This window comes from Devosia sp. LjRoot16, from assembly GCF_964252795.1.
Lineage (GTDB): Bacteria > Pseudomonadota > Alphaproteobacteria > Rhizobiales > Devosiaceae > Devosia_A.
Genome location: NZ_CAXUPH020000001.1, coordinates 1,705,401 through 1,718,949 on the forward strand (window position 1 = coordinate 1,705,401; position 13,549 = coordinate 1,718,949).

The following is a 13,549-nucleotide window of genomic DNA, read 5'->3' on the forward strand; positions in this document are numbered from 1 at the left end:
GCGGTTGTTGGCGTGCGCACAATCGCTGAATGGCGTGGCGCCTCGGGCTGCGTCGAAGGTTGCAGTCGCGGCGGACCGGTGATGAGGTACGCTCCTCATACTCGAGGAGGATTTCATGAGTCTCAGCGTACTTTTCATCGGTGGTACCGGGCAGATTTCGCTGCCATGCGTCGAATATGCGGTCAGCCAAGGGCACAAGGTCAGCGTGTTCAACCGCGGGCAGCGCGATGTGGCGCTGCCGGCCGGAGTGACCTCGATCGTCGGCGACATGAAGGACCAGGCGGCCTACCGCGCGCTGGGCGCCCACAAGTTCGACGTGGTGGCGCAGTTCATGGTGTTCACCCCCGAGCAGATGGCCGAGGACATCGCCGCTTTCGCCGGCAACACCAAGCAATACATCTTCATCTCGTCGGCCTCGGTCTACGAGAAGCCGGCGCGGCACTACATCATCACCGAACAGACCCCGGCGGTGAACCCCTACTGGGGCTACAGCCAGGCCAAGATCGCCTGCGAAAAGCTGCTGGCCGAGGCGAAGAACCTGCCATGGACCATCGTCCGGCCGAGCCACACGGTGCGCACCGGGCTGCCGACGATGATGGGCGAGGGCGATATCGTCATCCGCCGCATGCAGCAGGGCAAACCCGTGATCGTTGCCGGCGACGGCACTTCGCCCTGGACACTGACGCGCTCGAAGGATTTCGCCGTGCCGTTCGTCAACCTGTTCGGCAAGGACGGGGCGCTGAGCGAGATTTTCCACATCACCTCGGACCGCGGCTATAGCTGGGACGACATCTATCATGCCATCGGCCGCGGCGTCGGGCTGACGCCTGATATCGTGCATGTGCCGTCCGACACGCTGGTCGCCTACAACAAGGCCTGGGAAGGGCCGCTGATCGGCGACAAGACCTGGTCGGCGCTGTTCGACAACTCCAAGGTGAAGCGTGTCGCGGGCGACTTTAACTGCTCGGAGAACCTCGACGAAGTGCTGGAGGAGTCGATCGGTTTCCTGAAGCAGCGCCTCACCGCAAACGCACCGGTCAACATGGAACTCGACCCGCTGATGGACCGGATCACCTCGGAGCAGGCAGCGCTGGGGCGGTAAAGCACCTGCAGCGATCCTCCAGTCCTCGCTTCCCTCTCCCCGCGGGGGAGGGGGTGGTGCGGTGATCGCCGATGGACCCCCACCCCCACCCCTCCCCTCAAGGGGGAGGGGTGCAGAGAGGGCACCAAAGCTCGGCTGGCGCGTTCTCCTTCACAGCAACAGGAGGACGCCATGAGCGACAAGCACAAGGCTCACAAGAAAGACGCTGCCGGCCACGGCAGGCATGAAGAGGCGCAGAAGGCCAAGGACAAGCCGGTGAAGCCGGCGGCCAAGGACGAAGCGCCCGACATGCCAGGCGCCGCGGGGTTCATCAGCGCCAGGGCGGATGAGGATACCTACGACTAGACGCCCGCGATCGAGCGGCCGCCCACCGGGGCATTCCCGCGAAAGCCGGAATGTGGGTCGCTCGTTGCTGAAGTGATTTAGGCGGCGTCTTTCATGCGGGCGAGGCAGCGCGCCGCGTCGCGGGGGCGGCCGAGTTCGGCGTAGCGCGAGGCGGCTTCGTCGAAGGCAGCGAGCGCCCGAACCTCGTGCCCCTGGGCGCGGCGCTGCACGCCCCGGGCTTCCCATAAAGCCGCGGCCCACGGGCCGCCATGCCACATACCGGCGATGCGTTCGGCATCGGCGAGGCGGCGATCGACCTCGTGCAGCTGTCCGGCCTCGACCAGTGCGATGACTGAGGCAGTGCGGAGCGCCATCGAGCAGGGCTGGCAGGCGCCATTGGTCAGCAGCCGGTCGCCGGCAAGGATGGCTTCCGCAGCCTTCTCGCGGGTCGGCGCGGCGCGCACCGCCAGCGCCTGCATGCGCATGTTGAGGTGCGGCGACAGCCAGGTGGCTTCGGCCTCGCCGAGCCCGCGCTGGATCAGCCGATTGGCACGCCATTTCTGGCCGCGTTCAAGGGCGATCTCGGCCAGCCGTTCCAGCGCCAGCACGCGGCCGGCGACGGCGCCGGCTTCCAGCAACTGGTCTTCGGCATCCTCGAGCAGTGCTTCGGCCGCATCGAGCTCACCCGAGAACAGCGCCACCTCGCCCAGCAGCAGGTTGGCGAGGCCGCGACCGGCGACGGAATCGGCCTCGGTGGCGACGGCCAGCAGCTCGCGCGACTGCGCGGCGATCCCGGCATGGCCGTGCGCGCTGCAGAGGCAGAATTCCGAGAGGCAAAGGTGGCCGTCGAACACATGCCGGACGAAGGTGGGGCGGGCCCGCACCCATTCGATGAACTCGGAGCGGAACAGCTCGGGCCAGCGCTGCTGCATATTGGCCGAGAGGCCGAGCAGCGCGCTGGCCTGGCCCACTTCTCGGGCGAGGTTGGCGGCGAGCGCCTGGTTGCGGGTGTCGCGGGCGATCTCGCTGGCGCGGTCGAATTCGCCGCTCTGCAGGTGCACCAGGCCCCAGGCGAGCGAGGCGCGGATGCGGTCCGACGGGTCCGGCTGCTCGGCGCTGGACAGCGCCAGGGCCTGCTCGTAGAGCGCGATCGCCGCGGCGCTGGGGCCGACGCCGAGCTCGGCGTGGAGGTTGTCGCGCAGCTGGTTGAACTGGCGGATCGCCTCGACCCGGTTACCGGCATCGAGGGCCCGCTGCATCAGGGCGCATTGCGCCTGTTCGTCGGTGGGGTCGTGGGCAATAAGTCGTTGCCACAGCCCGCCGGCGCGCAGCAGCTCGGTGTAGCGCTGCTGCAGCTGGGTGCGCGGGGCGTCGAGCCAATCGACATAGATGTCGTCGGGCAGCAGCTGGCCAGGATAGAGGTCGGCGGCCCGCTCGAACTCGGCGGCATCGCGGGATCTCAGCGCCGCCCTGGTCGCCGCCTCGAAATGTTCGGTGTCGACGCTGAGCTCGGCTTCCGGCGCCAGCGCGACGACGTCGTTGCCAAGGGTGATGAGTTCGTGCGCGCCAAGGGTGCGGCGGGCGAAGTGGATGGCCTTGCGCAGGTTGGCGCCGGCGGCCTCGGTATCGAGCTCGGGCCAGAACGCTTCCATCAGCTGTTCGCGATGCAGGCGATGGGCGGGGGTGATGGCGAGAAACTTCACCAGTGCGGCGGCCCGGTCGCGCCGCCAGTCAGCGGTCGGGATCGGACGGCCATCGACGCTGACGCCGAAGCGGCCGAGCAAAGTGATCGAAACACGCAAGACAGCACCGCCCCGAGCTGTTGCCGCGCCCAGTTGACGGGCCGTCACCAAGCGTTCCCCGTCGGGGAACGCTGGCGGAACATAGATTTCCTAAGGTGTCCCGGCAATCGAATTCCAGAGGCAAAGGACACCGAAATGACTCTCAATATCAATGTGATGGCTCCCGACTTCAGCGCCGATACGACGATGGGGCCGATCTCGTTCCACCAGTGGCTGGGCAATGACTGGGGGATCATGTTCTCTCACCCCAAGGATTTCACGCCGGTCTGCACCACCGAGCTCGGCTACATGGCGCGGCTGAAGCCGGAATTCGACAAGCGCGGCGTCAAGGTGATCGGGCTGTCGGTCGATCCGGTGGACAAGCACGCCGGCTGGGCCATGGATATCGCGGAGACGCAGGGCACGGCGCCGAACTTCCCGATGATCGGCGACCCGACGCTGGCCATCAGCCAGCTCTACGACATGCTGCCGGCTTCGGCGGGCTCGAGTTCGGATGGCCGTACCGCGGCGGATAACCAGACGGTGCGCAACGTCTACATCATCGGGCCGGACAAGAAGATCAAACTGGTGATCTCCTATCCGATGACCACTGGCCGGAACTTCGACGAGGTGCTGCGGGTGATCGACTCGCTGCAGCTCACCGCCAAGCATCGCCTGGCGACGCCGGTGAACTGGAAGCCGGGCGACGACGTGATCATCGCCGGCTCGGTGTCGAACGACGAGGCCAAGACGCTCTATCCGCAGGGTTGGAAGGAGCCCAAGCCTTACATCCGGATCGTGCCGCAGCCGGTACTCACCTGAGCCAACAATGCGGAGGCGCTTCCGGCGCCTCCGTCACCCCGATCAATACCAACCGGCGAGACTGATATGAGCAGCAAACCCCGCATCCTGGTGCTTGGCGCCGGCTTTGGCGGCCTCGAACTGACGACATTATTGTCCGAGCAACTGGGCGACAGCATCGACGTGACGCTGATCGACAAATCGGATTCCTTCATGTTCGGCTTTTCCAAGCTCGACGTGATGTTCGGCCATGCCGAAGCCGAGGCGGTGCGGATGCCATACAGCGCCTATGCCAAGCCGGGGGTGAAGCTGCTCAAGCGCACCATCACGGCGATCGACCCGGTGGCGCGGCGGGTCAGCACCGATAACGGCGTGTTCGAAGCGGACCATCTCGTGGTGGCGCTGGGAGCGGAGTACGATTTCGAGGCGACGCCGGGGCTCGCCGGGACCACGGAATTCTATTCGATCCCGGGGGCGGAGCGGCTGCGCGAGCTGCTGCCGAACTTCAGCAGCGGCAACGCCATCATCGGGGTATGCGGCGCGCCCTACAAATGCCCACCGGCGCCGAGCGAATGCGCGCTGATGCTGCATGACTACCTGGTCGAGCGCGGCGTGCGGCAGAACTGCAGGATCTCGCTGGTGCTGCCGCTCGGTAGCCCGGTGCCGCCGTCGCCAGAAACGTCGCGGGCGCTGCTCGCCGCCTTCGCCGAACGCGACATCGAGTTCATCCCGAGCCGGCGCGTCGCTTCGGTCGACAATGCGCGCAATGTCGCCGTGCTGGACGACGGGCGGGAAATGCCGTTCGAGCTGTTCCTCGGCGTCCCCAAGCACCGGGTGCCGCCGGTGGTGCTCGAGAGCGGCATGTCCGAGAATGGCTGGATCCCGGTCAATCCGCGGACCCTGGAGACGAAATACGACAATGTCTACGCCGTGGGCGATGGGGCGGCGACCGGCACGCCGAAGGCTGGGGTGTTCGCTGAAGGCGCGGCGAAAGCCGTAGCGAGCGCGCTGGTGGCGAAGCTCAGGCAGACCGGAGAGGCGGTGCCGTACAACGGGTTCGGCACCTGCTATATCGAGTTCGGCGGCGGCCGTATCGGCAAGGTCGAGGTGGATTTCTTCTCCGGCCCGCAGCCCACCGGCAACTACTACGAGCCCTCGGTGAGCCTCCGCACCGACAAGCAGCATTTCGGCGCATCGCGGCGGGCTCGCTGGTTCGGGTTGTGAGGGGTGAAATGGCGGGCTAGCTTCGGGCTCTGCGCCGCCACTTTCCATGGGACACCCCACCTTGCTCGATCCACGCCTGACCCTCGCCCGTGATGGAATTGCTGCGCGGTCGCTCGAGGGGATCGTCCCCGCAGGCCGTTATGTCGAGACCAGCGTACGGCAGGCACGAATTCCCTCGGCGGCGCTGCGCCGTACGCCCTCGGCAGAGGCCGAGCAGCTCGATCAGCTGCTGTTCGGCGAGCTGTTCGAGGTGCTGGACGAGACCGATGGCTGGGCCTTCGGGCAGGCGCGGCGGGACGGCTATGTCGGCTATGTCGCAGCGGCGGCGTTGGGGGCGCCCGGCGCCGCGCCGACCCATACAATACGGGCACTACGGACCTATGGGTTCAGTGCGCCCAGCATCAAGGCCCCGCCGGTCGGACTCTATTCGCTGAACGCGCTGGTGGCCGAGGAGGGACGCGAGGGACGGTTTGTGAAAACCTCCGGCGGCTGGTTCGTCGCGGAGCATCTGGCGCCGGTTGGCGACCGTGCGCCGGACTATGTGGCGGTTGCCGAGCGGTTTGTCGGGACGCCCTATCAGTGGGGCGGGCGCGAAAGCCTGGGGCTCGACTGCTCGGGGCTGGTGCAGCAGGCGCTGTATGCCGCCGGGCGTGACTGTGCGCGCGACAGCGACCAGCAGGCCGCGATGGGCGAGCCGGTCGCGACCACGGCACTGCGGCGCGGCGACCTGATGTTCTGGCGTGGGCACGTGGCGATGCTGACCAGCCCGAGCGAGATCATCCACGCCAACTCCTTCCACATGGCGGTAGCGATCGAGCCGCTGGCCGAGGTGGTGGAACGGACCAGCCGCCTGGGAGGCGGCGAGCCGACGGGGTATCGGCGGATCTGAGCGGCTTCCGTCCCGCCTTGTCGTAGCCACCCACTCGATGTCATCCCCGCAAAAGCCGGGATCCAACTATCCGCCAGCGCGGGCTGTGAGATGGGTCCCAGCTTTCGCTGGGATGACACCCGGTGGGCGGGGCGAGGTAGGGGGTAAACCCGCGACCGGCAAAATGACGACAGCTACACCGGCATCGGCCGGATGAAGTGGTTGGGACCGATCTCCCGCACTTCCGGCTGCTCCAGTGCCGATTGGCGGCGGATCAGGTCGATGCGGTCGAGCTCGTCACTGAAGCGGGTGTCGCCGAAGCGGCGGTCGGGGTCGGGGACGGCAGAGAGGAGCAGGCGGGTATAGGGGTGCTGCGGGTTGCCGAGCACGCTTTCGGTCTCGCCCCATTCGACGATCTGGCCGGCATACATCACCATGATGTCCTCGGCGACATAGCGGGCGGTGGCGATGTCGTGGGTGATGTAGAGCACGGCGAGCTTCAGCTGTCGCTTCATGTCGTTGAGCAGGTTCAGGATGCCGAGCCGCACCGAGACGTCGAGCATCGAGGTCGGTTCGTCCGCGATGATCACCTCGGGGTTCACCGCCAGCGCCCGGGCGATGCTGATGCGCTGGCGCTGGCCACCACTCAGTTCGTGCGGGTATTTCGGCAGGATCAGCGCCGGGTCAAGCCTTACCCGGGTCAGCACCTCGGCGATGGCGGCGTCGCGCGCCGCACCCTTCAGGCTCGGCTGGTGCAGCCGCATCGGCCGCTCCAGGTGGTAGCGGATGGTGTGGACCGGGTTGAGCGAGGAGAACGGATCCTGGAACACCATCTGCACGGCGCTGCGATAGGCCTTCATATCGCGCACCGCACTGCCTTCGATCGGCTCGCCGCGGAACAGGAGGCGACCCTGGTCGGGGCGATACTCGCGCATGATCAGGCGGGCGGCGGTGGTTTTGCCCGAGCCGGATTCGCCGACCAGCGCCAGGGTGCGGCCGGGATGGAGCGCGAATGACACGGCGCGCGCCGCATGCACGGTGCTGCCGCCGCGGTGGAACACCTTCGAGACATTGTCGAGGGCGAGGATGGGGGCCGTGTCGGTCATGGCGTGGCCTCGGCGATCGGCTTGCCGGTGAGGCGCGGGATCGAGGCCCAGAGCTTCTTGGTATAGTCGTGCTGCGGCGTGCGGTAGATCGCCTGGGCGTCGTTGACCTCGACCAGCTCGCCTTCCAGCATGATGCCGATGCGATCGGAGACCTGCACCATCAGCGCCAGGTCGTGGGTGATGAACAGCACCGAGAAGCCGAGCTCCTGGCGCAGCTTGTGGATGCGCTCGAGGATCTCGCGCTGCACCACCACATCGAGCGCGGTGGTCGGCTCGTCCATGATCAGGAGTTTTGGGTTGAGCGCGAGGCAGATGGCGATGACGACGCGCTGCCGCATGCCGCCCGACAGCTGGTGCGGATAGGCCGAGAGCCGGTCGGCCGGGATATCGACGAGCTTGAGGAGTTCGGCGGCGCGGGCCCGGGCGGCAGCGCGCGACATGCCGGTATGGGTTTTGAGCACATCGTAGAACTGGCGCTCGATTGATAGCACCGGGTTCAGCGAGTTCATGGCGCTCTGGAACACCATGGCGACCTCGCGCCAGCGCAGCTGCTTCAAAGCCTGGTCGTCGAGGGTGAGCACGTCGCGCCCATCGAGCAGGATCTGGCTGCCGGTGCGGATCAGCGCCGGCGGGCGATGCAGGCGGCTGATGGCGAAGGCGATGGTGCTCTTGCCGCATCCGGACTCGCCGGCAAGGCCGAAGAACTCGCCCTTGCCGATGTCGAAGCTGACATTTTTCACCGCATGGAAATCGGTGGTGGCGCCGATGTAGTCGATCGAGAGGTTGCGGATCGAGAGGACGGGGTCGTTCACAGCGTGCCCTCCCCACGGCGGATCAGCCCGGTCCAGCGCGCCAGCATGCCGCCGGTCCTGAGCCGCGGGTTGGCGATCTCGTCGATGGCGAAGTTGATCAGCGCGAGGCCGAGGCCGAGCACCGCCAGGGCGAAGCAGGGGGTGAGAATGTCCCACCAGGCGCCGACCGAGAGGGCCGAGGCGTTCTGGGCGTTGTAGAGCATGATGCCCCAGGAGACGGTGTTGGGGTCGCCCAGCCCGAGGAACTCGAGCGTTGCCTCAGTGATCACGGCGAACAGCACACTGCCGATGAAGTTAATGCCGACGATCGAGATCAGGTTGGGGAAGATTTCGAACGCCATGATGCGCCAGCTGGGTTCGCCCAGCATCTCGGCGGATTTGACGAAATCGCGCTGGCGGATCGACAGGGTTTCGGAGCGGGTGACGCGGACGCCCCAGGCCCAGGAGGTGAAGCCGAGGATGACGGCGATGACCAGCGGGCTCGCCTGGCCGATGAAGGCGGCGAGCACCAAGAGCAGCGGCAGGTTGGGGATGACCAGCACCATGTTGGTCAGGAAGGTGATGACCTCATCGACCACGCCGCCCTTGTAGCCGGCAATGATGCCGAGCACGGTGCCGATCACCGTGATCAGCAGCCCGGCGCCGAAGCCGACGGCGAGCGAGATGCGGGCGCCGTAAAGCAGCCGGGTGAAGACGTCGTGGCCGAGCCGCGTGGTGCCGAGCAGATGCTCGGCCGACGGCGCCTGATGCGGCCGGCCGACGCGCTGGGTCGGGCTGTATTCGGTGAGCAGCGGCGCGAAGATGGCGACGAGGATGACGATCGCAAGGATGGTCACCCCAACCAGGGCCTTCTTGTTGCGCAGCAGCTGGGTGAGGAGGGTCATGGGTCAGGCCCGCTTCAGGCGTGGGTCGAGCAGCACGTAGCTCAGATCGACAACGAAATTGGCGGTCAGCATTGCCGCGGTCATGATCAGCAGGGCGCCCTGGATCACCGGGTAATCGCGGGCGAGGATGGCCTGGTAGAGCGTGTTGCCCATGCCGGGATAGTTGAACACCACCTCGGTCACCAGCGAGCCGCCAAGCACGGCGCCGAGCGAGATGGCGAGGGCGGAGACAGTGGGGAGCAGCGCGTTGCGCGCCGCGTACCAGAGCATGACGCCGCGGTCGGACAGTCCCTTGGCGCGGCCCATGACGATGTAATCCTCGCCGAGCAGGTTGATCATGTTGTTGCGCATGGTCACGGCGAAGCCGCCGGTCAACACGATCACCATGGTCAGCATCGGCAGGGTGCCGTGGTAGAGGACGCTCCCGACATAGTCCCAGCCCCAGGATGGATCGAGCATCGGGTCGGCGGCATAGCCGTTGGGGAACCAGCCGAGCGTATAGCCGAAGGCGAACAGGGTGATCAGCGAGACGACCACTGCCGGCACCGAACTCGAAAAGATCGAGAGCAGCGAGATGATGGTGTCGAAGCGGGTGCCGCGGCGCCAGGCGGCCATGACGCCGAGCAGCGTGCCGATGGTGAAGCCGATAATGGTGGCGGTGCCGACAAGGCCGACGGTCCAAATCAGGGCGCGGCCGAGCAGCTCGGTGACCGGCAGCGGAAAGAAGCGGATGGAGCGGCCGAGATCGCCGGTGAAAACGCTCTTCAAATAAGCGAGATACTGCTCGCCGATCGGCGCGTCGATGAAGCCGAAGGTGAGCTTCAGCGCGTTGAGGTTTTCCAGCGACAGGTCGGATCCGGCGCCGGCGAACATCTTCTGGATCGGATCGCCCGGCATCAGGCGCGGCAGGAAGAAGTTGATGGTTGCCGCAGCGATGAAGGCCGCTAGGTAGAACACCAGCCGGCGGAGCAGAAAGGCCATTGGATCTCTTCGCTAGGTGGGGGAGCGAGGGCGCCTGAAGCGCCCTCGCTGGTAGCGGATTATTGCGCGACCGGACGCAGCGCCAAGAGCTGGATCAGGCGGCCCGGGTTGGCGTTGGAGACCACCGGCGAGGTGATCTGGTTCTCCGCGTTGGCCCAGCCGGTAAAGCGCTTGGTGCTGTACTGGTAGAAGGACGGGCTGTTGTAGACCGGGATCACCGGCATGGCCGCGGCCACCTTGAGCTGGATGGCATCCATGATCGACTTCTGTTCGGCCGGGTCCTTCACCTGGGTGTACTTGTTCAGCATCTCGACCACTTCCGGGTCGGTCCAGCGCTGCGCCGAGGTACGGCTCTTGCCGAAATCGGCCGGGTTGAACGAGCGGATATAGGGGAAGTAGGGGTTGGCCGCCGAAGCGATGGCGTTGAGCGACATCGAGTACTTGGCGTCGATCAGATCCGAAGCCCAGACCGATTCCTCGGGGGTCGACATCTTCACGTTGAGCCCGCCCTGCTTCAGCGTCTCGATGGCGATCTGCACGGCATCGATCCAGTCGGTCCAGCCGTTGGGGATCTCGATGTCGATGGCGATCGGCGTGCCGTCCGGGTTGTCGCGGAAGCCGTCGCCGTCCTTGTCGACATAGCCCGATTGCTCGAGCAAAGCCTTCCCGGCCTCGAGGTCGAACTTGCCGTACTGGCCGAACTGGGTGACCACCTCGGGGTTGCCAAAGGCCTTGTAGAACGAGCCGAGCATGGCCGGGTCTTCGTTGATCACCGGATAGCCGTAGCCGGCGATGTCGATGATCGACTGGCGATCGATCAGCATCGAAACGGCGCGGCGGAAGTTGACGTCGTTGAACGCCTTCTTGTTGTTGGCGTCGGGGCTTTCGAGGTTCAGCGTGAAGGCGACGAGGCTCGAGGGCAGGAACCAGTAGTGGTTATGCTCGGGGTCCTTGGCGACGAAGGTGTTGTCGATATCGGGGATGAAGCTCGTCGCCCAGTCGAGCGTGCCATCGGCCAAAGCCGCCAGTACCTGCGGGTTGTCGGCGAGCTGCGGCATGCGGATGCAATCGACGTGCAGGCTCGCGGCATCCCAGTAATTGGGGTTGCGGCACTGCTCATAGACCTGCGGGGTGAAGCGGGTGATCTCGGTGAGCGGGCCGGAGCCGACCGGGTTCTCGTTGGTGAAGGTCACCGGATCGGCGACGTCCTTCCAGATGTGCTGGGGAACGATCGGCATGGCGACGATAGTGGTGGCGACCAGCGAGTTGGGCTGGGCGAGGTTGAAGCGCACGGTGCGCGCGTCGAGCTTTTCGACCGACGCCATCAGCTTGGAGACGGAGTTGAAGTCGAGCGCCGGGAACTTCGTCAGGTTGGCGTAGGTGAACACCACGTCATCGGCGGTGAGCGGTTGGCCATCCGACCATTTCAGCCCGTCGCGCAGCACGAAGGTGATCGACTTGAGGTCGTCGGCCAGCTCGAAACTCTCGGCCAGCCGGTATTCCCACTTGGCGCCGGCGAGGCGATTGAAGATCGCCAGCGGCTCGTAGATGAAATCCTTGGTGGTGGCGCGCGCCGACGTCTGGTTGAACGGGTTGAAGTTGCGCACATAGGTCGTGGTCTGCTCGGAGCTGACGGTCAGGACGACCTGCGCACTCACAGGTGCAGTCATCGCGAGCGCCAGGGCGGTGGCCGCAATCAGCTTGCTCTTTAACACTTCCAGTCTCCTCTTTATCGTGGCGCCGCCTCAGGCGAGGCCGTTCTCCCGAAAAATCCCTTCGACTTCAGCGTGAAGCGCTGTGGCATCGACGCGAAGGTTACCGCGTTTGCGCGTTGCGCGCGTGATTCGTTCGATCGTTTGCCCAGCTAGCGGGCGTGCGCCTTCGGCGGCCGAAATGCTGGCCTCGAGACCCCCCTGGGTCAGCAGCGCAATGTCGCATCCGGCAGCGAGGGCGGCGGCGACGCGCTCTCGCGGCGTGCCCTTCAGCGCCTCCATGCTGAGGCAATCGGTGATCAGCACGCCGTCATAGCCGATGTCGTTGCGGATCAGGTCGTAGAGTGCGGGCGAAACCGAGGCCGCGCGCTCCGGGTCGATCCGGGTGAAGATCAAGTGGGCGACCATGGCCCAGGGGGTGTCGCGGAGCTTGATGAAGGGCTGGAAGTCGGTGGCGCGCAGGTCGTCGAGCGCGGCATCGACCACCGGGCAATCGAAGTGCGGATCGACCGTCACCCGGCCATAGCCCGGAATGTGCTTCATGATCGGCAGCGCGCCGACCTCGAGCATGCCGTCGATCACTTCGCGGGCGAGGGTCACCACCAGCTCCGGATCGTCACCGAGGGCGCGCTGCCCGATCACGTCGTGGGTGCCGGGGCGGGCGAGATCGATCACCGGCGTGGTGCCGCTGTCGATGGTGAGGTCGGTCATGATGGCGCCCATGGCCTGGGTCGAGAGGCGCAAAGCGCGTTTGGCCAGCGCGAGATCTTTTTTGGCGAGCGCGCCGAAGGCGCCGAGGCTGCGGAAGCTCGGCCAGTTGCCGTTGTCGAGCCGCTGCACGCGGCCGCCTTCCTGGTCGATGAAGATGGGCGCGTCGGGGCGGCCGACGACCTCGCGGAACTGAGCGCACAAGCGCCTGGCCTGCTCCCGATGGTCGAGGTTGCGGCGGAACAGGAACAGCCCGTAGGGGTTCGCTTCTCGGAGAAACGCGGTCTCGTCGGCGGTGAGCTCGTAGCCGGAGACACCGACGAACAGGGCCAAAGGTTCGGAGTTGGTGGTCATACGGCCTGCTCGGGATGGGTGATGTCGCGGGTGCGCTTCAGCGCGTCGATGGTCTGCTCGTAGCGCAGCCGGGCCACCCCCATGAACAGGCAATCGACCAGCGCCAGCTGGGCGATGCGGCTGACCATGGCGCCGGCGCGCAGCGTGCTTTCACGAGCGTGGGTGAAGAGGCGTTCCTCGGCGGCGCGCGCCAGCGGCGATTCCGGCGAGCCGGTGATGGCGACGGTGAGGGCGCCGTTGTCCTTGGCGAGCTTCAGGAACTGCACCGTGTCGGCAGTGGTGCCGGAATGCGAAAAGCCGATGGCGACGGTGCGGGCCGGCGACAGCAACGCCGCGGTCCAGGCCTCGTGCGCATCGGCCATCAGGAAGACGTTGCGGCCGACGCGGAACAGCTTGTGGTGCAGGTCCTGGGCGACGAAGTGGCTGGCGCCGATGCCGAACAGCAGGATGCGCTCGGCCTGGTCGAGCGCCGTGACCACCCGCTCGAGCGTCCTGAAATCGAGGCTCGATACGGTCTCCTCGATGGCCAGCATTTCGAGCGAGGCGACCTTGGCGGCCATCTCCTCGAGCGTATCGGTGCGGGCAATTTCGGCGCCCAGCGTCAGGCCGGAGCCAAACTGCGCCGCCTCCTTGCCGAGCTCGGTGGCGAGCGACATGCGCAGCTCGGCATAGCCGCTGACCCCGACGGCGCGGCAGAAGCGCACCACCGAGGCGACCGAGGTGCCGCAGGCCTCGGCGATCTGCGAGATGGTCTTTTCGAGGACGATCGCCGGGTTGTCGCGAATGGCCTTGGCGAGCCGCCGCATGGTCGGCGTGAAGCTCGCGGCGGACGCCTCGATGTTCGACTGAATCCCCATCGCGCCATTCATTACCCACGCGAAACAAAAGTGCA

General features: G+C 66.2%; 13 protein-coding genes. 5 read left to right on the plus strand and 8 right to left on the minus strand.

Features of this window, described 5'->3' with window-relative positions; translation table 11 throughout:
• The first annotated feature begins 115 nt into the window (after positions 1 to 115).
• Entirely contained in the window at positions 116 to 1,102 is a 987-nt protein-coding gene (locus ACSQ23_RS08095; protein WP_436090289.1) for an SDR family oxidoreductase, read from the plus strand.
• A 171-nt stretch (positions 1,103 to 1,273) separates the two neighbouring features.
• Positions 1,274 to 1,447: a hypothetical protein gene (locus ACSQ23_RS08100; protein WP_156384448.1), complete on the plus strand. Its 174-nt coding sequence runs from the start codon at positions 1,274 to 1,276 to the stop codon at positions 1,445 to 1,447.
• Between the two features lie 77 nt (positions 1,448 to 1,524).
• Here the strand turns inward: ACSQ23_RS08100 and ACSQ23_RS08105 are convergent, their stop codons facing one another.
• Positions 1,525 to 3,228, minus strand: coding sequence for an AfsR/SARP family transcriptional regulator (locus ACSQ23_RS08105; protein ID WP_436090290.1), 1,704 nt, complete (start codon positions 3,226 to 3,228; stop codon positions 1,525 to 1,527).
• A 135-nt stretch (positions 3,229 to 3,363) separates the two neighbouring features.
• On the opposite strand from ACSQ23_RS08105, the gene ACSQ23_RS08110 reads away from it, so the two are divergent.
• The 3 genes from ACSQ23_RS08110 to ACSQ23_RS08120 all read left to right on the plus strand — a co-directional run bounded on the left by ACSQ23_RS08110 (position 3,364) and on the right by ACSQ23_RS08120 (position 6,121).
• The gene (locus ACSQ23_RS08110) at positions 3,364 to 4,029 is read left to right on the plus strand and encodes a peroxiredoxin (RefSeq protein WP_436090291.1); all 666 of its coding nucleotides are present in this window, start codon (positions 3,364 to 3,366) and stop codon (positions 4,027 to 4,029) included.
• A gap of 66 nt (positions 4,030 to 4,095) precedes the next feature.
• The gene (locus ACSQ23_RS08115; protein ID WP_055993945.1) at positions 4,096 to 5,232 is read left to right on the plus strand and encodes an NAD(P)/FAD-dependent oxidoreductase; all 1,137 of its coding nucleotides are present in this window, start codon (positions 4,096 to 4,098) and stop codon (positions 5,230 to 5,232) included.
• Positions 5,233 to 5,293: 61 nt separating this feature from the next.
• Complete coding sequence (locus ACSQ23_RS08120) at positions 5,294 to 6,121, plus strand: C40 family peptidase (RefSeq protein ID WP_244488369.1); 828 nt, start codon at positions 5,294 to 5,296, stop codon at positions 6,119 to 6,121.
• 173 nt (positions 6,122 to 6,294) lie between these two features.
• On the opposite strand, the gene ACSQ23_RS08125 is transcribed toward ACSQ23_RS08120, so the two are convergent.
• The 7 genes from ACSQ23_RS08125 to ACSQ23_RS08155 all read right to left on the minus strand — a co-directional run bounded on the left by ACSQ23_RS08125 (position 6,295) and on the right by ACSQ23_RS08155 (position 13,514).
• Complete coding sequence (locus ACSQ23_RS08125) at positions 6,295 to 7,206, minus strand: ABC transporter ATP-binding protein (protein ID WP_436090292.1); 912 nt, start codon at positions 7,204 to 7,206, stop codon at positions 6,295 to 6,297.
• Positions 7,203 to 8,018 (minus strand): ABC transporter ATP-binding protein, encoded by an 816-nt coding sequence (locus ACSQ23_RS08130; protein ID WP_436090293.1) that lies wholly within the window; start codon positions 8,016 to 8,018, stop codon positions 7,203 to 7,205. Before ACSQ23_RS08130 ends, ACSQ23_RS08125 begins: the two co-directional genes overlap by 4 nt.
• Positions 8,015 to 8,902: an ABC transporter permease gene (locus ACSQ23_RS08135; RefSeq protein ID WP_055875098.1), complete on the minus strand. Its 888-nt coding sequence runs from the start codon at positions 8,900 to 8,902 to the stop codon at positions 8,015 to 8,017. The genes ACSQ23_RS08130 and ACSQ23_RS08135 overlap by 4 nt, the downstream gene beginning before the upstream one ends.
• A 3-nt stretch (positions 8,903 to 8,905) precedes the next feature.
• On the minus strand, positions 8,906 to 9,883 hold the full coding sequence (locus ACSQ23_RS08140) for an ABC transporter permease (protein ID WP_055875101.1): 978 nt from the start codon (positions 9,881 to 9,883) through the stop codon (positions 8,906 to 8,908).
• A 59-nt stretch (positions 9,884 to 9,942) separates the two neighbouring features.
• On the minus strand, positions 9,943 to 11,553 hold the full coding sequence (locus ACSQ23_RS08145; protein ID WP_156387257.1) for an ABC transporter substrate-binding protein: 1,611 nt from the start codon (positions 11,551 to 11,553) through the stop codon (positions 9,943 to 9,945).
• A 75-nt stretch (positions 11,554 to 11,628) separates the two neighbouring features.
• Positions 11,629 to 12,657: a beta-N-acetylhexosaminidase gene (gene nagZ, locus ACSQ23_RS08150; protein ID WP_436090294.1), complete on the minus strand. Its 1,029-nt coding sequence runs from the start codon at positions 12,655 to 12,657 to the stop codon at positions 11,629 to 11,631.
• Positions 12,654 to 13,514, minus strand: a complete 861-nt coding sequence (locus ACSQ23_RS08155; RefSeq protein WP_055994873.1) for a MurR/RpiR family transcriptional regulator — start codon at positions 13,512 to 13,514, stop codon at positions 12,654 to 12,656. The genes nagZ and ACSQ23_RS08155 overlap by 4 nt, the downstream gene beginning before the upstream one ends.
• Between the last annotated feature and the right edge of the window lie 35 nt (positions 13,515 to 13,549).

Excerpts from the sequence above, each read along its gene's own strand:
- ACSQ23_RS08095 (WP_436090289.1), top strand. The coding sequence starts at position 116 with ATGAGTCTCAGCGTACTTTTCATCGGTGGTACCGGGCAGATTTCGCTG.
- ACSQ23_RS08100 (WP_156384448.1), top strand. The coding sequence starts at position 1,274 with ATGAGCGACAAGCACAAGGCTCACAAGAAAGACGCTGCCGGCCACGGC.
- ACSQ23_RS08110 (WP_436090291.1), top strand. The coding sequence starts at position 3,364 with ATGACTCTCAATATCAATGTGATGGCTCCCGACTTCAGCGCCGATACG.
- ACSQ23_RS08115 (WP_055993945.1), top strand. The coding sequence starts at position 4,096 with ATGAGCAGCAAACCCCGCATCCTGGTGCTTGGCGCCGGCTTTGGCGGC.
- ACSQ23_RS08125 (WP_436090292.1), bottom strand. The coding sequence starts at position 7,206 with ATGACCGACACGGCCCCCATCCTCGCCCTCGACAATGTCTCGAAGGTG.
- ACSQ23_RS08135 (WP_055875098.1), bottom strand. The coding sequence starts at position 8,902 with ATGACCCTCCTCACCCAGCTGCTGCGCAACAAGAAGGCCCTGGTTGGG.
- ACSQ23_RS08140 (WP_055875101.1), bottom strand. The coding sequence starts at position 9,883 with ATGGCCTTTCTGCTCCGCCGGCTGGTGTTCTACCTAGCGGCCTTCATC.
- ACSQ23_RS08145 (WP_156387257.1), bottom strand. The coding sequence starts at position 11,553 with ATGACTGCACCTGTGAGTGCGCAGGTCGTCCTGACCGTCAGCTCCGAG.
- nagZ (WP_436090294.1), bottom strand. The coding sequence starts at position 12,657 with ATGACCACCAACTCCGAACCTTTGGCCCTGTTCGTCGGTGTCTCCGGC.
- ACSQ23_RS08155 (WP_055994873.1), bottom strand. The coding sequence starts at position 13,514 with ATGGGGATTCAGTCGAACATCGAGGCGTCCGCCGCGAGCTTCACGCCG.